Origin of the sequence: Candidatus Pseudothioglobus sp. Uisw_050_01 (assembly GCF_048085775.1) — a bacterium.
Taxonomy (GTDB): Bacteria; Pseudomonadota; Gammaproteobacteria; order PS1; family Pseudothioglobaceae; genus Pseudothioglobus.
The window spans coordinates 1,118,517-1,141,677 of record NZ_CP159804.1 but is presented as its reverse complement, the minus strand read 5'-3'; the positions used below and the strand labels follow the sequence as shown (position 1 = coordinate 1,141,677).

The 23,161-nt window shown below is 35.1% G+C and carries 22 protein-coding genes and 2 tRNA genes; 14 read left to right on the top strand and 10 right to left on the bottom strand.

Going from position 1 to position 23,161, the window contains the following annotated elements; all coding sequences use genetic code 11:
• The first annotated feature begins 17 nt into the window (after positions 1 to 17).
• Entirely contained in the window at positions 18 to 2,003 is a 1,986-nt protein-coding gene (uvrB, locus tag ABXT51_RS05735; RefSeq protein ID WP_416651065.1) for an excinuclease ABC subunit UvrB, read from the top strand.
• Positions 1,987 to 2,637 carry a 7-carboxy-7-deazaguanine synthase QueE gene (gene queE, locus ABXT51_RS05730; RefSeq protein WP_416694387.1) on the top strand — a complete coding sequence of 217 codons (651 nt, stop codon included), beginning with the start codon at positions 1,987 to 1,989 and terminating at the stop codon, positions 2,635 to 2,637. The genes uvrB and queE overlap by 17 nt, the downstream gene beginning before the upstream one ends.
• A 45-nt stretch (positions 2,638 to 2,682) precedes the next feature.
• Here the strand turns inward: queE and ABXT51_RS05725 are convergent, their stop codons facing one another.
• The 5 genes from ABXT51_RS05725 to serB all read right to left on the bottom strand — a co-directional run bounded on the left by ABXT51_RS05725 (position 2,683) and on the right by serB (position 7,540).
• On the bottom strand, positions 2,683 to 4,230 hold the full coding sequence (locus tag ABXT51_RS05725) for a SulP family inorganic anion transporter (protein ID WP_416694385.1): 1,548 nt from the start codon (positions 4,228 to 4,230) through the stop codon (positions 2,683 to 2,685).
• Between the two features lie 25 nt (positions 4,231 to 4,255).
• Positions 4,256 to 5,356, bottom strand: coding sequence for a chorismate synthase (gene aroC / locus ABXT51_RS05720; protein ID WP_416694383.1), 1,101 nt, complete (start codon positions 5,354 to 5,356; stop codon positions 4,256 to 4,258).
• Positions 5,357 to 5,483: 127 nt separating this feature from the next.
• On the bottom strand, positions 5,484 to 6,122 hold the full coding sequence (locus ABXT51_RS05715; protein ID WP_416694381.1) for a hypothetical protein: 639 nt from the start codon (positions 6,120 to 6,122) through the stop codon (positions 5,484 to 5,486).
• A 33-nt stretch (positions 6,123 to 6,155) separates the two neighbouring features.
• On the bottom strand, positions 6,156 to 6,578 hold the full coding sequence (locus tag ABXT51_RS05710) for a DUF2141 domain-containing protein (protein WP_416694379.1): 423 nt from the start codon (positions 6,576 to 6,578) through the stop codon (positions 6,156 to 6,158).
• Positions 6,579 to 6,709: 131 nt separating this feature from the next.
• The gene (gene serB, locus ABXT51_RS05705; RefSeq protein ID WP_416694377.1) at positions 6,710 to 7,540 is read right to left on the bottom strand and encodes a phosphoserine phosphatase SerB; all 831 of its coding nucleotides are present in this window, start codon (positions 7,538 to 7,540) and stop codon (positions 6,710 to 6,712) included.
• Between the two features lie 293 nt (positions 7,541 to 7,833).
• On the opposite strand from serB, the gene serC reads away from it, so the two are divergent.
• Both serC and ABXT51_RS05695 read left to right on the top strand, forming a co-directional pair.
• The gene (serC, locus tag ABXT51_RS05700; protein WP_416694375.1) at positions 7,834 to 8,913 is read left to right on the top strand and encodes a 3-phosphoserine/phosphohydroxythreonine transaminase; all 1,080 of its coding nucleotides are present in this window, start codon (positions 7,834 to 7,836) and stop codon (positions 8,911 to 8,913) included.
• Positions 8,913 to 10,070 (top strand): phosphoglycerate dehydrogenase, encoded by a 1,158-nt coding sequence (locus ABXT51_RS05695; protein ID WP_416694373.1) that lies wholly within the window; start codon positions 8,913 to 8,915, stop codon positions 10,068 to 10,070. The genes serC and ABXT51_RS05695 overlap by 1 nt, the downstream gene beginning before the upstream one ends.
• 3 nt (positions 10,071 to 10,073) lie before the next feature.
• Here ABXT51_RS05695 and ABXT51_RS05690 read toward each other — a convergent pair.
• Positions 10,074 to 10,150, bottom strand: a tRNA-Arg gene (locus ABXT51_RS05690).
• A gap of 34 nt (positions 10,151 to 10,184) precedes the next feature.
• On the bottom strand, positions 10,185 to 10,805 hold the full coding sequence (locus tag ABXT51_RS05685; RefSeq protein WP_416694371.1) for a DsbA family protein: 621 nt from the start codon (positions 10,803 to 10,805) through the stop codon (positions 10,185 to 10,187).
• Between the two features lie 62 nt (positions 10,806 to 10,867).
• On the opposite strand from ABXT51_RS05685, the gene ABXT51_RS05680 reads away from it, so the two are divergent.
• From ABXT51_RS05680 to pdxH, 9 genes are all read left to right on the top strand, one after another.
• The gene (locus tag ABXT51_RS05680; protein ID WP_416694369.1) at positions 10,868 to 11,383 is read left to right on the top strand and encodes a glycine zipper 2TM domain-containing protein; all 516 of its coding nucleotides are present in this window, start codon (positions 10,868 to 10,870) and stop codon (positions 11,381 to 11,383) included.
• 27 nt (positions 11,384 to 11,410) lie between these two features.
• Positions 11,411 to 12,259, top strand: coding sequence for an SGNH/GDSL hydrolase family protein (locus ABXT51_RS05675; protein WP_416694367.1), 849 nt, complete (start codon positions 11,411 to 11,413; stop codon positions 12,257 to 12,259).
• Positions 12,260 to 12,332: 73 nt separating this feature from the next.
• The gene (pyrF, locus tag ABXT51_RS05670) at positions 12,333 to 13,037 is read left to right on the top strand and encodes an orotidine-5'-phosphate decarboxylase (protein WP_416694365.1); all 705 of its coding nucleotides are present in this window, start codon (positions 12,333 to 12,335) and stop codon (positions 13,035 to 13,037) included.
• Between the two features lie 13 nt (positions 13,038 to 13,050).
• Positions 13,051 to 13,127, top strand: a tRNA-Val gene (locus tag ABXT51_RS05665).
• 41 nt (positions 13,128 to 13,168) lie between these two features.
• A complete protein-coding gene (locus tag ABXT51_RS05660) occupies positions 13,169 to 13,882 on the top strand; it encodes a hypothetical protein (RefSeq protein ID WP_416694363.1) in 714 nt (237 codons plus the stop codon).
• A gap of 199 nt (positions 13,883 to 14,081) precedes the next feature.
• The gene (msrA, locus tag ABXT51_RS05655) at positions 14,082 to 15,341 is read left to right on the top strand and encodes a peptide-methionine (S)-S-oxide reductase MsrA (RefSeq protein ID WP_416694361.1); all 1,260 of its coding nucleotides are present in this window, start codon (positions 14,082 to 14,084) and stop codon (positions 15,339 to 15,341) included.
• Positions 15,342 to 15,402: 61 nt separating this feature from the next.
• Entirely contained in the window at positions 15,403 to 16,032 is a 630-nt protein-coding gene (locus tag ABXT51_RS05650) for a tetratricopeptide repeat protein (RefSeq protein WP_416694359.1), read from the top strand.
• 27 nt (positions 16,033 to 16,059) lie between these two features.
• Positions 16,060 to 17,274 (top strand): 5-demethoxyubiquinol-8 5-hydroxylase UbiM, encoded by a 1,215-nt coding sequence (gene ubiM / locus ABXT51_RS05645; protein WP_416694357.1) that lies wholly within the window; start codon positions 16,060 to 16,062, stop codon positions 17,272 to 17,274.
• A 10-nt stretch (positions 17,275 to 17,284) separates the two neighbouring features.
• Entirely contained in the window at positions 17,285 to 17,920 is a 636-nt protein-coding gene (pdxH, locus tag ABXT51_RS05640; protein ID WP_416694355.1) for a pyridoxamine 5'-phosphate oxidase, read from the top strand.
• On the opposite strand, the gene aroE is transcribed toward pdxH, so the two are convergent.
• The 3 genes from aroE to ABXT51_RS05625 form a co-directional block, all read right to left on the bottom strand.
• Positions 17,901 to 18,713, bottom strand: coding sequence for a shikimate dehydrogenase (aroE, locus tag ABXT51_RS05635; RefSeq protein ID WP_416694353.1), 813 nt, complete (start codon positions 18,711 to 18,713; stop codon positions 17,901 to 17,903). The two genes, pdxH and aroE, sit on opposite strands and share 20 nt — an antisense overlap.
• A 6-nt stretch (positions 18,714 to 18,719) precedes the next feature.
• Entirely contained in the window at positions 18,720 to 21,002 is a 2,283-nt protein-coding gene (locus ABXT51_RS05630) for an Rne/Rng family ribonuclease (RefSeq protein WP_416694351.1), read from the bottom strand.
• A 261-nt stretch (positions 21,003 to 21,263) separates the two neighbouring features.
• Entirely contained in the window at positions 21,264 to 21,983 is a 720-nt protein-coding gene (locus tag ABXT51_RS05625) for a pteridine reductase (RefSeq protein WP_416694349.1), read from the bottom strand.
• An 85-nt stretch (positions 21,984 to 22,068) separates the two neighbouring features.
• On the opposite strand from ABXT51_RS05625, the gene ABXT51_RS05620 reads away from it, so the two are divergent.
• Positions 22,069 to 23,160 (top strand): class I SAM-dependent methyltransferase, encoded by a 1,092-nt coding sequence (locus ABXT51_RS05620; protein WP_416694347.1) that lies wholly within the window; start codon positions 22,069 to 22,071, stop codon positions 23,158 to 23,160.
• Position 23,161: the final 1 nt, after the last annotated feature.

Genomic DNA, 23,161 nt, shown 5'->3' with positions numbered 1-23,161 from the left:
ATCAAAAACTGCCAATAATGGCTAGAAAATTTCAACTGAAATCAAATTTTTCACCTAAGGGTGATCAGCCAAAAGCTATTCAAACGTTACTAGACGGAATTGAGGCTGGAGAGAAGTATCAAACGCTCGTTGGTGTCACGGGCTCAGGCAAAACATTTACTCTTGCAAATGTTATAGAGAAGAGTCAAAAACCGAGTCTGATTATGGCTCCAAATAAAACTTTAGCTGCTCAGCTTTATAGTGAAATGAAAGAATTCTTTCCTAACAATGCTGTTGAGTACTTTGTGTCTTATTATGATTATTACCAGCCAGAGGCATATGTTCCTGCTTCAGACACATTTATTGAGAAAGATGCATCAATAAATGAACAGATAGAACAGATGAGACTTTCTGCTACCAAATCACTTCTTGAGCGCAAAGACGTAATAATTATTGCAAGTGTTTCCGCTATCTATGGTCTTGGGGATCCTGAAAGCTATATGAAAATGCTACTTCATTTAACTGTTGGGGAGGTTGCAAAGCAAAGAGAAATTCTTGCGACATTATCCAAGATGCAATATTCAAGAAATGACATTACATTAATCCGAGGTCATTTTAGAGTTAAGGGTGAGGTAATTGATATATTTCCAGCAGACTCTGAAGAGCGAGCAATTCGAATAGAGATGTTTGATGATGAGGTGGAAAGCCTTTCATGGTTTGATCCATTAACAGGAGAAAAACTAAAGTCTCTTCAAAGGGTTACTATTTATCCAAAGACACATTACGTTACCCCTAAATCAACCATATTAAATATCCTTGATGATATTAAGGTTGAGCTTGGCTTAAGGAAAAAAGAACTACTCTCTCAAAATAAATTAGTTGAAGATCAAAGACTTTCTCAAAGAGTAGCGCAGGATATGGAGATGATGAGAGAGCTAGGTTATTGCTCAGGCATTGAGAATTATTCCCGCTATTTATCTGGAAGAAAACCTGGAGAACCGCCACCAACCCTGTTTGATTATATGCCCGAAGATTCATTAATTATCTTAGATGAGTCCCACGTTACAGTGAGCCAAATAGGGGCAATGTACAATGGTGATAGGGCTAGAAAAACAACGCTTGTAGACTTTGGTTTTCGCCTGCCATCAGCTCTAGACAATAGACCACTTAGATTTGAAGAATTTTCTGAAAGGCTGAACCAGTGTATTTTGGTTTCAGCAACTCCAGCAAAATTTGAATTAGAGATGTCAACTGTTATTGCTGAGCAAGTTGTCAGGCCAACTGGATTATTAGATCCAGGCATTGTTATTAAGCCCGTTGAAACGCAGGTTGATGATTTACTATCTGAAATTCATAAAAGGGTTGCTGTAAAAGAAAGGGTCTTAGTGACAACACTGACTAAGAAGATGTCAGAGCAGCTCAGTGACTACTTAAATGATCATAATGTAAAAGTAAGGTATCTTCATTCTGATATTGATACTGTTGAAAGGGTAGAAATTATTCGAGACTTACGTCTTGGTGTTTTTGATGTTTTGGTTGGGATAAATCTTTTAAGAGAAGGATTAGATATTCCAGAGGTATCTTTAGTTGCAATTTTAGATGCAGATAAAGAAGGTTTCCTTCGCTCAGAGCGATCTTTAATACAAACGATGGGAAGGGCTGCTCGAAATATTAATGGAAGCGTTATCTTATATGCTGACAGGATTACTAACTCAATACAAAGAGCAATGGATGTTACATCTGCAAGAAGAGACAAGCAGGAGGCCTATAACAAAAAACATGGAATAATACCCATGGGCGTTGTGAAGCCGATTGTTGATATTTTAGATACAGACCTTTCAGCGTCTGATATTGATGATTTAATATCTGAAACTATTCAAGTAAAATTATCTCCTGTTCAGCTCTCCAAAGAACTAAAGCGACTTGAAAAAGAGATGTATAAGTTTGCTGAGGATTTAAAATTTGAGCAGGCAGCAGACACTAGAAATCAAATAAAACGATTAAGAGATGGGCAATTTAAATAATATGACATTAAATATTACTGAGATCTTCTACTCGCTTCAAGGAGAGGCAAGAGAGGTTGGAATTCCAACTGTATTTGTTCGACTTACAGGGTGCCCATTAAGATGTAATTATTGTGATACTGCGTATGCATTCAAAGGCAACAATCCTTTATCAATTGAGCAAATATTAGCTGAGATTTCAAAATATAAATCTCACTATGTATGTGTTACGGGCGGAGAGCCAATGGCGCAAAGTAATTGCCTTGGTTTGTTGGATACTTTGATAGAGAAGGGATACAAGGTGTCAATGGAAACAAGTGGCAGTATTGATATTTCAAGGGTAAATAAAAATGTATCTATTGTGATGGATCTTAAAACCCCTTCATCAACAGAGCAACACCAAAATAGATATGAAAATATTGCGCTTTTAGAAAACAAAGATCAGCTCAAGTTTGTTATCGCTTCAAGGTTAGATTTTGATTGGTGTTGTAGTATTTTAAAAGACCATGAAATTTTATCAGATGTCCTGTTTTCACCCGTTTATGAAAGCTTAAAGCCAGCACAATTAGCAGATTGGATCTTAGAGAAACAACTTAATGTTCGACTTCAGGTGCAACTTCATAAGATACTTTGGGGTGACGAAAAAGGAAAATAGTTAACCTTTAAAATCTCTAGTCTGGAAGTATAAATTAGTAAGCTTCTAAGTAGAGAGGGTTCCTTCAATTCTAGCCTTTGCTTTATCAATTGCGACATGATAGTGAGGGTCTTCAAGGACGTTGACCTCGACTAAATGTTTTGCTGTTTTTAGAAGTAATCTGCACTCTTCACTAAGATGAACTAAATGTAGGGTTTTCCCTGCTTTTTGGTAACGATCAGCAAGCTTATCAATTGCTTCAATTGCAGAGTGATCTATCACTCTTGAGTCCTCAAAATCTATGTAAACATTTTCAGGGTCTTCTTTGGGGCTAAAAATCGCATGAAAAGTATTGATTGATGCAAAAAATATTGCGCCATGGAGTCTGTATGTCTTTTTCCCATCTGACTCAACTTCTTCAACAGACTGTATTTTTCCAGCAGACTCCCAGGCATATGAAAGCGCGGACATAATAACGCCAGTTATGACTGCAAGTGCTAAGTTATCTGTTAATACAGTTATTACTGCAACTGATATTCCAACAATAATATCGGGCATTGGAACCTTGCCAAATAATCGAAATGAGCCCCACTCAAAAGTGCCAATTACGACCATCATCATGACGCCAATTAGAACCGCAACTGGAATCATTTCTATGTATTTAGAAAGATAGAGTATAAAAAATAGTAGTACCACAGATGCAACTATTCCAGAGAGTCTTCCCCTTCCTCCAGACTTAATATTAATCAGACTTTGCCCGACCATTGCGCAGCCACCCATTCCGCCAAAAAGACCTGTAACCGTATTGGCAACGCCTTGTCCAATACATTCACGATTTGGCTGACCTGTAGTTTCTGTTAAATCATCAATTAAGTTAAGTGTTAATAAGCTTTCAATAAGCCCAACTAAAGCCATAATCATTGCGTAAGGAAAAATAATTTTAAGCATCTCAAAATCAATTGGCACATCGGGTAAATGAAATGGAGGAAATACACCACCAATAGGCGCAATATCTCCAACTGTCCTAGTATCAAGCCCTAAAAATAATACAGCCACTGTTCCAATTACAATTGCAACTAGAGTTGATGGTACTGCGCGAGTTAATCTTGGTAAAAAATGAATAATAGCCATTGTTATTGCAACAATTACTAGCATTAACATTAGAGGGGTTCCAGTAATCCACTCGCCGCCAACTTTAAATTGTTTAACCTGCGCTAGAAAAATGACAATTGCTAGGCCATTTACAAAGCCTAAAAAAACTGGGTGAGGAACAAGTCTTATAAATTTACCCATCTTAAATAGACCAAATACAATTTGAATGAGCCCAGTTAACACGACAGCTGCAAATAGGTACTCCACCCCATGAATGGCAACTAAGGTTCCAATGACAACTGCAATAGCACCTGTAGCGCCAGAGATCATTCCGGGCCTTCCACCTATGATTGATGTAATGAGCCCAATAGTAAAGGCGGCATAGAGCCCAACTAGTGGGTTTAATCCTGCCAAAAGGGCAAATGCAACAGCTTCAGGGACCAATGCTAATGCTACTGTCAGTCCTGATAAGATATCGTTTTTTGCGTTACTGGGAACGCGCTTATGAATGAGCTTAAACATTATTTCCTTTTAGGTTGGGTTGTAACTAAGGCTTTTCAGCAGGGACAGGCGGTGTAGTTGATGAGACATCAGCATTTTGAGCGCGATGTCTAAGTGCGTGATCCATTAATGTAATTGCTAGCATTGCTTCTGCAATTGGGGTTGCCCTAATACCGACGCAAGGGTCATGTCTGCCAGTGGTGCTAATTTCTGTTGCTTTACCCTTTTTATCAATACTATCTGCAGTAAGTCTTATGCTGGAAGTTGGCTTGAGGGCAATAGAAACTAGAAGGTCTTGACCAGAGCTGATACCACCAAGTATCCCTCCAGAGTTATTTGATGTAAATCCTTCAGGAGTAATTGGATCTCTATGAAGCGAGCCTTTTTGATTAACAACATCAAATCCAGCACCAATTTCAATACCTTTTACAGCGTTAATGCTCATCATTGCGTGCGCAATATCAGCATCAAGTCTATCAAAAATCGGTTCACCAAGTCCTGTAATCATTTTGCTAGCAACGATGTTGATTCTTGCGCCAATTGAATCACCTGACTTTCTAAGGTTATCCATATAGTCTTCTAGTTCATTTACTTTGCTGGTATCAGGACAAAAGAAAGGATTGTTATGAACCTCCTTCCAGTCAAAATTTTCAAAAGAAATTGGTCCTAGTTGGGCTAAGTACCCACGAATTTCAATACCATATTTTTCTTTTAGATATTTTTTAGCAATGCCGCCAGCTGCTACTCTTATTGCAGTTTCTCTAGCAGAAGAGCGGCCACCACCACGGTAATCTCTAATTCCATATTTCTGTTGATACGTGAAATCTGCATGACCAGGCCTAAAAGAGTTTGCAATTTTTGTGTAGTCTCTTGGTCTTTGATCGGTATTTTCAATCAAAAGGGCAATAGGGGTTCCAGTAGTTACACCCTCAAAAGTTCCAGAAACTATTTTGATGGTATCTGACTCTCTTCTTTGCGTGGTGTGTCTTGAGCTTCCTGGCTTTCTAAGATCTAAGTCACCTTGAAGATCCTCTTCTTTAAGCTTCATACCTGGAGGGCATCCATCTACAATACCTACAAGAGCATCTCCATGACTTTCGCCAGCGGTTGTTAGTGTGAATAGTTTTCCAAATGAATTGCCAGACATTGCCTATTGATGTACGTTACTTAGATGGCGGATATTATACCAGTGACAGCTTATATTTCGAATAAGATTAATTCAGTGGATAGTTAAAGCGCTTCTTGTAAAAAGTATTGGTAACTTTTAAATAGAGTTATTTAAGAAAGTCATCAAAATAGAAGTAATTAATTCCAGGCTTAACATCAGCTTTTAAAACCATAGTCTTAGCAAGAGACTCTGCCTTAACGCTTCTGTATTTACTTGCAGTTCCAATTAAAAAAAGATCCATTATCTTTGCAAGATTTATTGCTATTTTTTCAGCTAGTCTTTTTTCAGAGCGCTCTCCAACTAAAAAACTAGGCCTAAATATATTTACTGTTGAAAAGCCAAGGCTTTGAATGGACTCTTCAAGTTCACCCTTTGTCCTTAGATAGAAATTTTTTGAAGAACTGTTTGCACCTATGGAAGAAATAAGACTCAATGTTTCAGCGCCCGATTCTTTGGCTTTTCTAGCAATACTAAGGCAATAATCTATATCAACTTTTCTAAAATTCTCTTTACTTCCAGCAGTTTTAATTGTTGTTCCAAGACAAATAAATACATTATTACAAGAGGGTAGAGAGCCATTTTTTTCAAAAGCATCAAAATCAATAACCATTTCTGTAATGTTGGGTGGAAGGTTGGGAATTGCTCTTCGAGTTAGAGCAATAGCGCCCTGTTTTTTACTAGACAGAACTTTAATCACATTTCCGCCTATAAGGCCCGTAGAACCAGCAATAATTGAAGTAGTCACTGTCAGAAGTATTTAAACACTAGTTTGAATATATTATGGTAAAGCTATTTCAATGCTGTCCATGTCTTTATCAACATCAATTTTCATTTTGTCAAACTTAGGAGCGCCCATTCCACTAAATTGATAAAAGCCTGCTGGCTCCTTAGGGATAAAGAAAAAGAAATCCAACTTACCATTACCATTTTCATCTTCAAATGAAGCAAGTGCGTATGGACCCGAAGGAACTTCCATACTCCAAGAAACATCACAAGTACCGCTTTTACTTGGCTCATAAATTTTTTCTTGACTATGATTCATGCCCTTCCATCCTGACTCTTCATAAATAAGAACATGGACCGCATTCTTAGTTGAACATCCAGTAACTGTTCCGCTAACAGTATGCATATGACTATCAGCCATAGCCTGGATTGCAAAAAGGGCTAAAAATATAGTAAATAACTTAAAATTTATATTCATGATTGATTGTAAATAAATAAAATAATAGATTAACAGTGTAGGCAACACTGTTGAGATTTTAGTGAATTTTTCATGAGTTTTATATGAAAATTTATATTTAATTAAGATTAAATATTTTGTTATTAGTTTGATTAATAACCATCTTCTTCAAAAAAATCAATCACAGAGTCGAGACCACCATAGTTGATAATTACATCACAATTTTTTTGCAATAAGGGTTTGGCATGGTAGGCAACAGAAATGCCAGAAATTTTCATCATTTCTAAATCATTAGCACCATCACCAATAGCAATGACTTGCGCTCTTTTTAGTTGGTAAAGCGCACATAGCTCATTAATATAATTTGCTTTTTCATTGGCATCAATAACTTTTCCTAAGACTGCTCCAGTGAGGCAGCTATCAATCACCTCTACATTGTTGGCTCTAAAGGTATCCACTCCTAAACTTTTATGAAGGCGATCAGCAAAATAACTCAGGCCACCTGAGATAATAGCTGACTTTACACTTATTGATTTAAAGAAATTGATTAGCTCTTTGGCTCCAGGGCTTAATTTTAAAGAGTTAGTATAAACAGACTCAAATGCTGAAGTGTTGACTCCTTTAAGTATTGATACCCTTTTTTTAAAGGACTCAGTAAAATCCAGATTACCCTGCATTGCTTGTTCAGTAATTAAAGCAACTTCACCGGACATTCCTGACTCTTTAGCAATCTCATCAATCGTCTCAATTGTTATTAAGGTTGAGTCCATATCACTAACCACTAATTTAATATCTGAAAAATTAAACTTCTTATGATGTAAATTTATGTCAACTGTATTTTCAAGTCTTAGTTTTTCAATAGTAAAATTAAAGTTAGTGTGGATTCTAAAGTGATTTTTTCGCTTTTCCAAGTCGCCTTTAAGGCTCCTTGTAAGCTTTTCAGCAATAATTAAATCTTGAGTATGGATTATGAGTGTTTCCATTAATAAATGAATGATTTGTTAAGGATGTTGGCATCAATATTTTACAGGATCTGATTTTTTTTTATTTCATATTTAGTCACTTTGTCTTGAATTCATAATTTAAAAAATGTAACAAATTGACATAAAAGGTAAATTTCAGTTCATTTTGGCTTAGGTATAATCAATCACAATTTATAACCAACGAAGGTTATTTTTGCTAAAACATTGACGTTTGGATGGGCTTATCAAGATTGAGCACAGCTGAGCGTTTTTTTTTATTTTTTTAAAAAAAAGGTTGAAACCATTTAACTATTATGACACAAACATATAATTTTAGTGCTGGGCCAGCAATGCTGCCTACTTTAGTACTTAAACAAATTCAGCAAGAGCTTATTGAGTATGGAAACTCGAAAGCCTCAGTAATGGAAATTTCGCATAGAGGAGTTGACTTTATGGAGGCCGCTCAAAAATCTGAAAAGGATTTGAGAGATCTTTTAAATATTCCAAGTAATTACAAGGTTTTGTTTCTTCAGGGTGGCGCCTCTGCTCAGTTTTCAATGGTTCCAATTAATCTGTTAAGAGGAAAGTCTAAAGCTTGCTATTCAAATACAGGGCACTGGTCAGTAAAAGCAATTGCTGAAGCACAGCGTTATTGTAAAGTTAATGTTTGTACAGATAGCTCAGAGAATAATTTTACTGATATTGATGATTTTAAAAATTGGAATATTGATCAAGATTCTGCTTATCTTCATTACACCCCAAATGAAACAATTGCTGGACTAGAGTTTGATTATATTCCTGAAGTTGATATCCCATTAGTTGCTGATATGTCCTCAACAATTCTTTCTCGAGAAATTGATGTTTCTAAATATGGTGTTATTTATGCAGGCGCTCAAAAAAATATTGGACCTGCTGGCTTAACAATTATTATTGTAAGAGAGGACTTAATTGGTAACGTAGTTAAAGGACAACCAAAACTCTTTGACTATTCAACTCAAGCTAACAATGAGTCTATGTTTAATACTCCAGCTACTTTTCCATGGTATGTCGCTGGGCGCGTTTTTGAATGGCTTAAAGAGCAGGGAGGCTTGAGTGTGATTCAAAAAATAAATCATACGAAAGCAAAAACACTTTATAAGGTAATTGATAACTCTGATTTTTATTCAAATCCAGTTTCAATTAAATATCGCTCTTGGATGAATGTTCCATTTTTATTAGCAGATGACAGTCTAAATGGCTTATTTTTAGAACGCTCAAAAGAAGCAGGATTACTTGCACTCAAGGGTCATCGAAGTGTTGGAGGAATGAGAGCTAGCATTTATAACGCAATGCCTCAAGAGGGCGTTGATGCCTTAGTTAATTTTATGATTGATTTTGAAAAGGATTATGGGTAATGCATAAAGTACAAGTTTTAAATAACATTTCATCTCTAGGTTTAGATAAATTTTCTAGTGATATTTATGATGTTTCAGTAAAAGATAATAACCCAGATGCCATACTTGTGCGAAGCGCCAAGATGCATGAATTAGAAATTGGGGAAAACCTTAAAGCTATTGGCCGCGCTGGAGCAGGAGTGAACAATATCCCACTTGAAAAAATGAGTAACAAAGGAGTGGTAGTATTTAACACTCCAGGCGCAAATGCTAATGCAGTTAAGGAACTTGTTATTTCTTCAATGCTTCTTGCTAGTCGTAATATTTGCCAGGCATGGAACTATGTAAATAATTTACCCCTTGAGAACCTTAAGTTAACCGTAGAGGATGGAAAAAAACAATATTCAGGCTCGGAATTACCAGGCAAAACACTAGGAATTGTTGGTCTTGGTGCTATTGGTGTTGAAATTGCAAATGCAGCTTATACGTTGGGTATGGATGTTATTGGTTTTGACCCATCAATCACTAAGAAGAATGCTTGGAAAATTTCTTCTGAAGTTGAAGATGCGACTACTTTAGAAGAATTATTTTCTAAGAGTGATTTTGTTTCTTTTCACGTTCCCTTAATTGATGAAACTAAAAACTTATTAAATGCAAAACGTATTGCCTTGTTACCTGAGGGCTCAGTAATAATTAACATGTCAAGAGATGGGATTGTTGATGAAGACGCATTAATGAAAGCACTCGACTCTGGCAAAGTTAAGTATTACGTCACTGATTTCCCAGTCAATGACAAAAAAAATCATGAAAGAGTCATTGCACTTCCCCATCTTGGGGCCTCTACATCCGAGGCAGAAGATAATTGCGCAGTTATGATTGTTAAGCAAATCAAAGATTATCTTGAAAATGGAAATATTGTGAATTCTGTTAACTTTCCTGATGCAAGGATGCCTAGAGATGGCAAAGAGCGATTAGCTATTACCCATAGAAATATTCCAAATATGGTTCGTCAAATAACAAAAGCCATAGCTGAGGAAGAGGCCAATATTCTTGATATGATAAATAAGTCTAGAGGAGATTTTGCCTATACACTTATTGATCTTGAAAATGAAATTTCAAATACCGCCATTGAAAATATACAACGAGTTGAGGGAATTTTAACTGTAAGAGCTCTTTAAGTTTGGTGCCCTGGACAAGATTCGAACTTGTGACCCCTCGCTTAGGAGGCGAGCGCTCTATCCAGCTGAGCTACCAAGGCAAGCGGTATATTATTGCCACTTATGAGTAATTATTCAAGTGATTATTTGATTAATAATATAATTAGAGTTTAAGTAGTCAATTTTTACCTTTTTAAGATTGTTCTCTTTAACTAAAACTAATGATGGGAAACCGCTTATTGGCATGGTTTTTGTTGTGTGAATCTGATCAAGAAGAAGGTCATTAACTTCACTTGATTTTAGATCCTCCTCAAATGATTCTTTACTTAACCCTATTTCCTGAGCAATGTTAATTAATGTATCTTCATTTGAGGGGTTTAAGGCATTTAGATAGTAAGCCTTTTGGATTCCTTCAGTCATTAAAACTTCAAAATCAGGGCCCTGTCTTTTTGCAGCAATAACCGCCCTACAGGAGATATATGTTGAGCGCTTCGGCTCATTTAGAGTCCAAAAATCGTAATTAAATTCTGTACCAGGGACAACTTTTTGAATTTTTATCCAATTGTCTTTAACGTATTTTTGAGTTTCTAAAGGCATTGGTAAATCGCTATCAGGAGCAAGTCCACCCAATAGATAGTAAACATTTATATGACTCGGTAATTCTTTTAACACTTTATGCCATATTGGACGAAATGCCCAGCACCAGGAGCACATTGGGTCATGAATATAATATAAATTATTGCTAACTAATTCCAAAAATATTTCCAAAAAAGTATATAATTTACATTATAGGGGTTAAACATTATTGGAGCATACTTATGCAAGCTATCTTAAAAATTTCACTAATTTCTTTATTTATCTTTTCATCTCAATTGACTTTTGCAGGAAGCTTTGTAGATTCTGCTACTGTAACGTCAGTTGAAAAAGTCTATAAAAACTATAGAGTCGATGAGCCTTATCAAGATTGTTATATTCAAGAGACAGTTCAAAGTGGTGATGGGAGTGCAACCAATGAACTTATGGGGGCTGTTATAGGAGGTGCTATTGGTAACAAACTTGGAAAAGGTGATGGTAACGATGCTATGACTCTTTTTGGAGCGCTTATGGGCGCTTCAATTGCTAATGATGCTGAAAAACTTGCTAACACAAGTGGTAAAAAAGTAATTAGGCAAGAAGTTTGTGAAACTAAAACTAGACAAGTCATTGAAAAAAGATTAAGTCATTATTTGGTTACAGTTGACTATGCTGGTCGTGATGTTAGCTTTAAAAGTAACAGAAGACCTTCTAGCGATGTTATAAAAATTGAGGTAACTGTTGACGGTCTTGGTAATTAATTTGCCCTAGCTGAGCTTTAATTCTTAGTGCTTCTATTCGCCTTATATTTACTAATAGCAACTGTAATTTTAATTATAGTTGCTTTTTTCTATGTTTCCTCCATAGCAGCAACCCCCCCTAAAGGAAGGGCTGATGATCTATCTAAGAAGCTATCTTTAAAATCTGGTCGAGTTATAGCCTGTATTGGAGACTCATTAACACATGGAAATATTGGAGAATGCTGGGTTGAAAGCCTTCGTAATAAGTATCCAGAAGATACAGTCCTTAATGAAGGCATTAATGGAGATGTAGTATGGCAAGTAAATAACAGAATTCAGTCAATTATAAATTGTAGTCCTGACATAATCATCCTGATGATTGGATCTAATGATGCAATGGCCTCTTTCAATAAGAAGTCAGGTGAGCGGTACAAGTCGAGTAATAAATTGCCAGAAATTCCAACTTTTGAAAGCTATCAGAAATTATTACCCAAACTTCTTGATAAACTAGATGGGACATCGAAAATTGCCTTATGTACACTTCCACCTATTGGTGAGAATAAAGATTCTGCAATTAATGAACATGTAAGAAAATTTAATGACTTCATAGAGTTAACAGCAAAAAATAAAAACATTAACCTTATTCCAGTCTCAAACCTTTTATGGAATGAATTATCTAAAAGAACTTACCCAGTTAAAAGTGATTATGATCCAAGCTCAATTCCAATTATTAGAAGAATTTATGGTGGAATGATGCATCACTATATTTTTAAAAAGTCATGGGACGAAGTGGCTAAGTCAAAAGGGCAATGGCTTCTATTTGATCACATTCATTTAGGTGAGCGTGCTGCAAAAATCTTATTTAATGCGACTAAAAAATATATTTCTTCAGTCTAGTTATTGCCCTTATCTATATAATAAAGCTAGTCATAAATTTACTGTAATAGCCTTTTTAAATTATTAAAAACTCATGAAAGATATAAGAATTGAAGATCGTTTAATCTTTGCATTAGATGTTCCTGAAGTTTCAGAAGCCAAAAAAATTGTCACAGAGTTAGGTGACAGTGTTAACTTTTATAAAATTGGTATGGAACTTTTAATGACAGGCCAATATTTTGAGTTACTAGATTGGTTAATAGCAAAAGACAAAAAAGTCTTTGTTGATTTAAAATTTTTTGATGTGCCAGAGACAGTTGGTAGGACAATTGCAAGGCTAAGTGATTACGGCGCAACTTTTGCAACTATCCATGGCAATCAAGCTTTAATGGAAAAAGCAGCTGAAAATAAAAAGAATTTGAAAATTCTCGCTGTTACGGCTTTAACTAGCCTTGATAGGGCTGATTTGGATGATCTTGGGTTTGACTGTAATGTGAAAGACTTAGTTATTTCGAGAGCTAAAAGAGCTTTTGAAGCTGGATGTGATGGTATTGTCTCTTCTGGTTTAGAGGTTCCATATATTCGTGAATATGTTGATAATAAACTTATTGCAGTGACTCCAGGTATTCGTCCAGTAGCTAATGATGATGATCAGAAACGAATAGTAGATGTTGCAACTGCGTTTAAAAGCGGTTCTGACTATATAGTAGTGGGTAGGCCAATTAAAAATGCTGAAAACCGATACGAAGCCGCTATAAGAATACAAAAAATTATACGTTCTGTATTCGAAACAGTATAATTCTGTATTTTATAGTCGCGTAACTCAGTTGGTTAGAGTGCCACCATGACATGGTGGAAGTCGTCAGTTCAAATCTGACCGTGACTACCAATTTAAATAAATTTGAATTTTGTATACTTTATAATAAAAACATGAAAAAATTACTACTAATCTCATTACTATCTTTTGGTCTGATTGGCTGCTCTTCAATAGAGCTCGAGCCTGTCTCCTCATCTGCAGATGAAACACAAAGGATTCTTTCTTTAGGTTTGACTCATGAGGAGAATTTAATTGAGGCAGCTAAGCTCAAAAGCTTTCACACAATTTCAGTAGTAACTGGACAATTGAACAAGGTCAGGGATGAGAAAATTCAAGCTGAGGTTGAATTAGCAGAATCGAAAATTTTTGCAGATATGGTAATTGTTTCAGACTACAATTCTAATTTTATAGGACCTAAAATATCTGAATCTATAAAAAAAGGCATTCTTATTGGTGATATTGAGTTGCAAGACTATTATTTAAGTGGACTAAAGGATCAGAATGGTGGTTTTTTAAAACATCAACTTAATTTATCAATTACATATACTTCTGACTCCAGAAGAAATTACTTTTCAGCTAATTTATGTGATGCATGGAATAGCTGTGACTTAGATCAAAGTGATATTATTTTAGGTTCAGAAATTGTCTCAGGATGTACTGCAACAAGTTGTAAATATAAGCAAATAATGACATTAGATTTGCATGATGATTTCTTGAAAAATAATATGGAAAATGGCTTTACAATGCGTTTTAATTCAAAAAAAGCAACCAACAAAGTTACTATTTCATCTGCATACATAAAAGGCTATTTAAAGATTGCCAAGTAATTTTTCTCAGTGCAGTAATTTTATCTCTAACCGCTCAATTTACTCATGATAATGAGACTATATAGATTAATTCTTTTTTAATTTACAAAATTATTACCTCTTTTTAAATTCTTTATTCTTCACATATTAAACACTTTCTATTCATCTACCAAGTGTAGAATTTATTTTTTTTATCAATTAGAATTAAAAGGATGTAATTGTGATTTTAGAAATCTTTTTTGCTGCTGGCTGTTTTTGGGGTGTTGAAAAAAACTTTGAAAATATTGAAGGTGTTGTTGACGTTGTTTCTGGTTACTCTGGTGGAAGCTATGATAATCCAACCTATCAAGATGTTCTTAATAATAGAAGAATTCAAAGCGAAAGTTTTCTTTCTGTTCTTAAAAATATTGGGTTATCTGACGAGGAAAAATCAACCAAAAAGAATGCTTTAATTAATCATACAGAGACAGTTAAAGTTATTTATGACACGGATAGAGTTTCTACTGAAACGCTTCTTAAAAATTTTTGGGAGATTCATGATCCAACCCAACTGAATAGACAAGGTAATGATGTTGGGAATAACTATCGATCTGCAATTTATTGGACTAATGATGATCAAAAAGAAATTGCAAATCGGACAGGCCAACTATACCAAAAGTTATTAACAGCAAAAGGTTATGGTGAAATTATGACTGAGATGGCAGCTTTAGAAAAATTTTGGCCAGCTGAAGATTACCATCAAGATTACTTACTCAGAAATCCGAATGGTTACTGCCCTGATCATTCCACGGGCGTTACTTTTATTGAGCAAGCTCCAAAAGAATCATTGGTTGCAGATATATCACCCTTAGGTGGAAAAGAAATTATTGTTATAGGTCCTGAAGTTGAAGGTACATGCTTATTTTGTCTTGAGTTCGAAAAACTAGTAACGTCAAAATATAAGGGAACTATTCCTTTAAGGTCAGTGCCAGCATCTTCATTGAAGGGTTTTGAGCTAGTTACAGAGACATGGGCTACACCTACTATTTTTCTAATAGAGAATGGAAAAGAGGTATGGGCGCATCAAGGAATAATGTCTTCTGATGATTTTTATAAAGCTTTGGGTGAATTTAAATTAGGTAAAGATTCTGAGGCTTTCAATGTTGCATTTAATGAAGGCACAGATAGAAGGTTCTGCGAACAGTACGAAATTTTTAAGAATACACCTGACGGTATTTTTATAGATAAGCTATCTGGAAGGCCTCTTTTTGATACCGCAGACCGATTTGATTCAAAGTCTGGCTGGTTGTCCTTTACAAGGCCTGTGCGAAACGAGGTTTATGAAGTGATTGATCTTAGTTATGGTATGACTCGGACAGAAATTAGATCTCTAAGTTCTGATATTCATTTGGGTCATGTATTTAATGATGGTCCTGATGGAATGCCAAGATACTGTATTAATGCAACTGTTTTAGAGTTTGTCGCAAGAGGTGATGTTTAGAATCTAAAAAAAACTGTAAAATAATTATAATATTTCAAAAACAATATTATTTAAATCCAAAATGAACAATACAGCTAATTTATTCAATATCTCTCTAACTAAAGTCTTATTACTAATATCTTTTTCTATTTTATTACTTCCTCAAGCAATTGCTGAAGATGGTTTGTATGAAAGAGGGATTGAATTAATAGAGCAAAAAAATTATGAAAAGGCACTTAAAGCATTTGAATTAGGTTCTAAAACAGGCGACTTAAATGCAATGACTGCTCTTGGAATAATGTATATCACTGGTGTAGGTGTTATTCAGGATGACACAAAAGGCTTTAAATATGTCCAAGAGGCTGCAAACAAATCTCATCCAAAAGCGCAATATACTTTGGGGGCTATTTATTATCTTGGTGCCGGGGTAAATATTGACTTTAATAAAGCATTCAGCTGGATTAGTTTGTCTGCGAACCAAGGTTATTCAGATGCTCAGCATAATTTGGCACAAATGTATGAAGCTGGAGAAGGGGTGTCACAGAATTTTGAGCAAGCCTATGAATACTATCTTAAAGCTGCAAGGAATGATAATTTAGACTCTCAAATTAAAGTTACACAGATGTATCAAGAAGGTATTGGAACTGAGAAAAATCTTGAAAAAAGTGCCTATTGGCTTAAAAAAATTGAAGAGTCTAAAGTAGAAAAATAATACACTCAGTTCGCTCACTTAAATACTATGAAAAATAATAATTCTAACAATATTTATGATGTGATAATTATTGGTGCAGGGCCAGCAGGCCTTAGTTTTGCTTGTTCATTAGCAAATCAGGATCAAAAAATACTTGTGGTTGAAAAATCTTCTCATATTTCGATTTCAGACCCTAAGCCAGATGGAAGGGAGACTGCTCTAACTCATAATTCATTAAAGATACTACAAAAACTTGGTGTTTGGAGTCTCATTGATCAGGCCAAAGTCAGCCCACTTAGAGAGGCAAAAGTTTTTGATGGTGATTCAGAGTCATTATTAAATTTTGAAGCAAATAAAACGTCAATTGATGCTCTTGGATATCTTGTTCCAAATAATTTAATCAGGCTTGCTTTATATCAAAAAGCATCAAGCGCTGATAACATAACTATTATTAATGACTTAACAGTTGACTCTCTTAGTACAAGTTCTTCTAATGCTGAGATTACTCTTTCAAATGGTAAAACTATAAATTCAAAGCTTATAGTTGCTGCAGATAGTCGGTTTTCTGAAATACGGAGAAAGATGGGCATATCATCAACGATGAAAGACTTCTCTAAGGTAATGATAATTACAAGAGTCTCTCATGAAAAATCTCATAATCAAACTGCTCTTGAGTGCTTTAATTATGGCCATACCTTAGCGCTTCTCCCCTTAAATGGCAATATATCATCTGTTGTTCTTACGGTCCCAACTGACGAGGCAGATGAAATGTTAAATATGGACGAGACGAAGTTTTGTGCACAGGCTAGTGATGGCTTTAATGGGATTCTAGGTGAAATGAAACAAATTGGTAAAAGGCACTCTTATCCATTAGTTGGTGTTTATGCTCAAAAATTCAGAGCTACTCGTTTTGCTTTAATTGGTGATGCTGCAGTTGGAATGCATCCCGTTACAGCACATGGTTTTAATTTAGGGTTAAGAGGGCAAGACATTCTCTCACTCGCAGTTATTAAAGCCTCTCAAAATGGTAATGATATTGGTTCAGACTCAGTTTTAAAGGAATTTGAAAATAAACAAATACATTTATCTAGATTGATGTACTTTGGTACAAATGGAGTTGTTTCTTTGTTTACTAATGATGATGCCATAGCTAAAAAAGTTAGAAAGTTAGTCTTAAAGTTTGCAGATCGATTTCCTCCAGTCAAATCTCTCATCACAAAGCATCTTACAGAATCAAAAAAAAGTAATTTAATCCCTTTTTGAAGGAAATTATATGACAGGTGATTTAAGTAATCTAAGAAAGGAGTATCTCAAAAGTGGTATCGTAAAAGATGACCTTAAAAGTAATCCAATCGAACAGTTTTCATTATGGTTTGACCAGGCTATTGAAGCTAATATTATCGAGCCTAGTGCAATGAGTCTTGCTACGTCAGATGACTATATAGGAATTAGAACCGTCCTTCTTAAATTTTTTGACGATAAGGGCTTTGTATTTTTCACAAACTACGAGTCTAAAAAATCAAAACAACTTCAAAACAATCCCCAAGCCGCTCTTTTATTTCCCTGGCTTGCCTTAGAAAGGCAAGTCAAAATTATTGGAAGTGTTGAGAAGATTACAAAGTTAGAATCTTTAAAATATTTCTCTTCGAGGCCAAAAGACTCTCAAATTGGTGCATGGGCATCTCAACAATCATCAAAAATATCCTCCAGAGCAATTTTGGTTGATCAGTTTGCAGTAATGAAAAAGAAATTTGCTAATGGGCAGATTCCTCTTCCTGAATTTTGGGGTGGCTATAGAGTAGTTCCTCAAAGTATTGAGTTTTGGCAAGGAAGAGAAAGCAGGCTTCATGATCGCCTCATATATGAGCGTAAAGATAATGGGTGGAATATTAGTCGCCTTTCGCCCTGACTAATTCGATTACTGGTTTAGTCTGTGGGTTTTTCTCTAGCCAAAAAGAAAATGAGAGTGCTGCTTGCTCTACGAGCATTCCAAGTCCATCACTAACTTTTCTAGCAGAGTTTTCATTTGCCCACTTCATGAAGGGGGTTTCTCTGCCATACATTAAGTCGTAGCATAGGGCTCCCTCGACAACACCATTTGGAATATTAGGGATATTCCCATCAATAGATGCACTGGTCGCATTAATAACTATATCAACTGGTTTGGCTTTAATTTGGTCCAACCCAAAGCCACAAACTTTTCCATACTTTAGAAACTTGCTAGCAAGCTTTAAAGATTTTTCTTTGGTACGGTTTGCTAATAATATTTTTTCGGGATTACAATCAAGAATTGGCTTAAGAATTCCTTGTGTTGCACCTCCTGCGCCAATAATTAGAATTTCTTTTCCTTTCAAGGATTGATTTAAATTATTTGTAAAATCATTCACTAATCCATTCCCATCAGTATTTTCACCAATCAAAGTGTTGTCTTTTATTTTTATAGCATTTACCGCCCCAGCAGCCTTTGCATTTGGTGTTAAGCTTTTTGATAGATTGTGTGCCTGAATTTTAAATGGCAGGGTAATGTTAAAACCCTGACCATTAGAATCAATAAATTTCTTTACTGTGTCTTGAAATCCATTAATTGGTGAAAGTATTTTTTCATATGAAATTTCAAGCCCAAACTCCTTAGAGAATTGGCCATGAATCATTGGAGATATGCTGTGATGAACTGGATTACCAATTACTGCATATTTATTCATAAACTTTTAAGAAGCTTTTTCATCAGAATTTTCAGACTTTTTTAAATCAGAATTAAGTGGAGCTTTTTCATCAGAATTTGCAGACTTTTTTAAATCAGACTTAATTGAAGCTTTTTCATCAGAATTTTCAGATTTTTTAATTGATGCTTTTGTAGGGGCCTTTTTGACTGGTTTGCGAGTTGGTTTTTTAGTTGGCTTCGCTACAACATTCTCAGTTGGCTTCGCTACAACATTCTCAGTTGGCTTCGCTACAACATTCTCAGTTGGCTTCGCTACAACATTCTCAGTTGGCTTCGCTACAACATTCTCAGTTGGCTTCGCTACAACATTCTCAGTTGGCTTCGCTATAACATTCTCAGTTGGCTTTTGATTAGAATTTGCAACATTTTTTTGGTTTCTATTTCTATTTTGATTTTTATTTCTATTTTGGTTTGGATTGTTCTGATTAGCCTTAATATTATTAGCTTCATTAGAGCTATTTTTTTGAGATTCACCAGTTCCACTTTTTTGATTTTCTTGTGTATTTTGATTTTGGTTTCTATTTCTATTTTGGTTTCTATTTCTATTTTGGTTTCTGTTTCTATTTTGATTCCTGTTCTGTGGTCTACTAGTTTTCGACTCAGTAGCTGTTTTTTTATCTGAAGAGAATATTTCGGATAATTTACTCATAAATGAGACCTTCTTTTCAGGCATCTTTGTTGATGGGTGATTAGAAGAAACAGCAGGAATATCAGGCTTATCAATATAATTTATTATATTTGGATTTTCTTGGGGTTTAGAAACGCCTTGAAAGCTCTTGTGATGAGAGTTTTTATCACCCTTTTGTTTGTTCATCGTGAAGTGAGGAAAGTGCATGTATTGGTTTGGAAGAAGAGTAATCTTAATATTGTGTTTATCTTCCATTTCAATTATGTTTTGTCTCTTTTCATTTAGCAAATAGGTTATTACTTCAACACTAGATTGAATCGTTATGTCGTCACCATTTTTATTTGAATTTAAGTTGTCTTCTAGCTGACGAATAATCCTTAATGATAGTGAAGGAATAGTTGGATTTGTTCCACTTCCATTACAAATTGAGCAGGTTTTTCCTGTCGATTCAGCAACAGAGTTCATAAGTCTTTGGCGTGATAGCTCTAAAAGACCAAATCTTGATATTGAGCCTATTTGAACACGAGCCCTATCATTTGCTGTAGCTTTTTCCATTAATTTCTCAATAGCTGTTCTATTGGATTCTGAGGTCATATCAATAAAGTCGATTACTACTAGGCCACCAATATCTCTTAATTGAAGTTGTAACGCAATTTCTGATGCAGCGTCTAAGTTTGCTTTATAGGCAGTATCCTCAATACTTGTTCCCTTTGTTGCTCTAGCAGAGTTGATGTCTATTGCTGTTAATGCTTCTGTAGGATCAAATACAATAGTTGCTCCAGATCTCAAGGCGACTTCTCTATTAAAAACGCTCTTAACTTGAGACTCTATACTCATGTGAGCAAAAAGAGAGTGCTCTGAAACATCAAAGAATTTAATCTTGTCTAAGTAATGCGGCATTACAAAGCTAATAAAGTCTCTTGCCTTTTGATAGGTCTCCAAGTCATCAATTATGACACTATCAGTATCTTCTCTTAAAAAGTCACGCAACGCCCTAACAGTTATGTCACTTTCTTGATAGATTAAAAAAGGATCATCTTGCTTTTTAGTTGCAGTTTTAATAGATTTCCAGAGTTGAGTTAGGTGGTCAATTTCCCATTGCAGTTCACTAACACCTCTTCCAGCTCCCTCAGTACGAATTATAAGCCCAGAGTGCTTAGGAACATTAAGACTTGGCAACAAGTTTTTTAAATCTTGACGATCTGAAGCCCCAATTTGTCTTGAGATTCCTGAGCTTTTAGGGTTGTTTGGAGTGAGTATCATATAAGCACCAGCTAAATTAATGTAGGTACTAAGGGCAGCGCCTTTGTTACCGCGCTCCTCTTTTTCAACTTGTATGATGATGTCTTGCCCTTCTTTAAGGACATCGCTAATAGTTAATTTGTCGCCTTTGGGCTTAATGCCATCAGAAAAGAAAGGAGAGATCTCCTTAAAGGGTAAAAAACCATGCTTGTCTTTACCATAGTTAACAAAAGCAGCTTCTAAAGATTGCTCTACTCGAGAAATCTTTGCTTTGTATATGTTGCCCTTAGTTTTTCTATTGAGGCTTGTCTCGATATCAAGACCAGTAAGCTTTTGGTCCTTGACGATTGCAACTCGAATTTCTTCTTTGTGGGTTGCGTTGATTAAAATGTGATTCATTATGAAGTCCTATAATATCTGGACTATTGAGCACGTACAAAGCTTCAATACTTACGTATTGAATGGGAATAAAGGTTTGATTAATAAAATTCATCAATTACTAAATAAGGTTTTGTATGTAGCTTCAATTAGCCCATAAAAAAATTAGTTCGTTACAATAGTTCTATTTTTTAGTTTGAAACAATTGTAAAAAAATTCTTGTTAGTCGAAAAAAAATGATCGACAAACAAATTATACCACATTAAGACTAAGGGGATTTGTTTACTGATTGAGTGTACGACCACCATCGACATTAATTATTTGGCCCGTTAGGTAATTAGAGTTTGCTAAAAAAAGTACTGTATTTGCAATATCTTGAGGTGATCCTTGTCTTTTAAGGGCTATTCTTTCAAGCATAATGCTTTTGTCTGATTCAGAAATTTCTGCTCCTTCTTGTGGCCATAAGATCGAGCCAGGTGACACTCCATTTACCCTTATAGAAGGAGCAAGTTCTTTAGCAAGGGTTAGTGTCAGCATTTTTAGGCCTGCTTTTGAAATGTTGTAGACCGAATGTTTTTTGAGTGGTCGGTCTGCATGAATATCAATGATATTTATTATTGATCCCTCACTAGAGTTGAGCTTTTGATTTAGTCCTTTTGATAGAAAGAAGGGCGCTTTAAGATTAACATCTAATATATTATCCCAATTTTCAGAGTCGCTATCGTCTACTGATAAAGGATAAAAGACAGATGCATTGTTAACTAATAAGTCTATCGATTCTATCGATTCAACAATTGTGTTTATAGAGTCAATATTATTAAGATTGCCCACTACTACCTTGGCTGATTTTTCTTTTAAAAGGTTAAGCTCATCACAAAGTAATTGAGCTTTGTCTTTTGATTGATTGCAATGAATAATTATATTAAAGTCATTTTTGTGAAGTGTTTTTGCTATTTGAGCTCCAATTCGAGCTGCTCCACCAGTAATTAAGGCTGTTTTCATAGGTTTTATTAGTTAATTAAATTGATTAAGTAAAATTTGTTTTTGAGGGAATAAGGTTGATTCACAGTATAAAATAATTTCTAATATGAACCTTCAAGATATTATATCTAAAACCATTAAAGATAATAACAAACCCATTGGTTTTGATGAGTTTATGAATCTTGCCCTATACCATTCTGAGTTTGGCTATTATCGATCCAATAAAACACTATTTGGTCGTCATGGTGACTTTATAACAGCCCCCGAAACTTCTGACTTATTTGGTTATACACTTGCGAGGCAGTGCAAGCAGGTTCTTAATAGTGGTGATATTATAGAGTTTGGTGCTGGAAGTGGAGTGCTTGCCGCTCAAATTCTTTTTGAATTAGGCAGGTTAAGCTCACTTCCTGGTAAATATTATATTATTGAATTAAGTGCTCAGCTTAAAAACAAACAGATGCAGAATATTAAAAAAGTTTTGCCTGAAATCTTTAATCGGGTTGAGTGGCTAACTGAGCTGCCAAAAGATTTTAAAGGCGTTGTTATTGCTAATGAAGTCCTTGATGCTATTCCTGCAAAAAGAATAACTTTCTCTGAAGGCTGTTTTGTAGAATTAGGAGTTGATTTTCAAAATGAGAATTTTCAATGGAAAAAGTTTACTCAACCTTATGTGAGCACTGGAACATCTCTTCCAGATCTTATAGAAGAGGGATATACTACTGAAATAAATGTTCAGTCTATCGCTTGGATTAAGTCGCTTTATGACTTTATTTCTGAGGGAACAGTTCTATTAATTGATTATGGTATGGATAAATCTGAATATTTTCACTCTCAGCGAAATGACGGAACTCTTAAGTGTTTTTTTAATCATGAGTCAAGTGATGATCCTTTTTGTAATATTGGTTATCAAGACATAACAATATCGGTTAATTTTTCAGATATTGCTGAAAGTGCAGTTGATGCTGGTTTTGAAATTTCTGGATATTGCACTCAAGCGATGTTTTTAATTTCTTTAGGTATTGAAAAGTATCTGCTGGATGAAAAGGATAATGAAATTAGAAGCAAACTAGCTCAAGAGGTTAAGCAACTAGTTTTACCGGGGGCAATGGGTGAGGTTTTTAAAGTGATGGCTTTATCTAAAAAACAATCAGTAAAATTAGATGGTTTCAAAGAGCAAGATCTTATCAATAAGCTTTAAA

What these genes read in the sequence shown, in the direction of transcription:
- queE (WP_416694387.1), top strand. Translation starts at nt 1,987, where the DNA reads ATGGGCAATTTAAATAATATGACATTAAATATTACTGAGATCTTCTAC.
- aroC (WP_416694383.1), bottom strand. Translation starts at nt 5,356, where the DNA reads ATGTCTGGCAATTCATTTGGAAAACTATTCACACTAACAACCGCTGGC.
- ABXT51_RS05625 (WP_416694349.1), bottom strand. Translation starts at nt 21,983, where the DNA reads ATGAAAACAGCCTTAATTACTGGTGGAGCAGCTCGAATTGGAGCTCAA.
- pyrF (WP_416694365.1), top strand. Translation starts at nt 12,333, where the DNA reads ATGAAAGATATAAGAATTGAAGATCGTTTAATCTTTGCATTAGATGTT.
- aroE (WP_416694353.1), bottom strand. Translation starts at nt 18,713, where the DNA reads ATGAATAAATATGCAGTAATTGGTAATCCAGTTCATCACAGCATATCT.
- ABXT51_RS05695 (WP_416694373.1), top strand. Translation starts at nt 8,913, where the DNA reads ATGCATAAAGTACAAGTTTTAAATAACATTTCATCTCTAGGTTTAGAT.
- ABXT51_RS05680 (WP_416694369.1), top strand. Translation starts at nt 10,868, where the DNA reads ATGCAAGCTATCTTAAAAATTTCACTAATTTCTTTATTTATCTTTTCA.
- uvrB (WP_416651065.1), top strand. Translation starts at nt 18, where the DNA reads ATGGCTAGAAAATTTCAACTGAAATCAAATTTTTCACCTAAGGGTGAT.
- ABXT51_RS05710 (WP_416694379.1), bottom strand. Translation starts at nt 6,578, where the DNA reads ATGAATATAAATTTTAAGTTATTTACTATATTTTTAGCCCTTTTTGCA.
- serC (WP_416694375.1), top strand. Translation starts at nt 7,834, where the DNA reads ATGACACAAACATATAATTTTAGTGCTGGGCCAGCAATGCTGCCTACT.
- ABXT51_RS05620 (WP_416694347.1), top strand. Translation starts at nt 22,069, where the DNA reads ATGAACCTTCAAGATATTATATCTAAAACCATTAAAGATAATAACAAA.
- serB (WP_416694377.1), bottom strand. Translation starts at nt 7,540, where the DNA reads ATGGAAACACTCATAATCCATACTCAAGATTTAATTATTGCTGAAAAG.
- ABXT51_RS05725 (WP_416694385.1), bottom strand. Translation starts at nt 4,230, where the DNA reads ATGTTTAAGCTCATTCATAAGCGCGTTCCCAGTAACGCAAAAAACGAT.
- pdxH (WP_416694355.1), top strand. Translation starts at nt 17,285, where the DNA reads ATGACAGGTGATTTAAGTAATCTAAGAAAGGAGTATCTCAAAAGTGGT.
- ABXT51_RS05650 (WP_416694359.1), top strand. Translation starts at nt 15,403, where the DNA reads ATGAACAATACAGCTAATTTATTCAATATCTCTCTAACTAAAGTCTTA.
- ABXT51_RS05630 (WP_416694351.1), bottom strand. Translation starts at nt 21,002, where the DNA reads ATGAATCACATTTTAATCAACGCAACCCACAAAGAAGAAATTCGAGTT.
- ABXT51_RS05660 (WP_416694363.1), top strand. Translation starts at nt 13,169, where the DNA reads ATGAAAAAATTACTACTAATCTCATTACTATCTTTTGGTCTGATTGGC.
- ubiM (WP_416694357.1), top strand. Translation starts at nt 16,060, where the DNA reads ATGAAAAATAATAATTCTAACAATATTTATGATGTGATAATTATTGGT.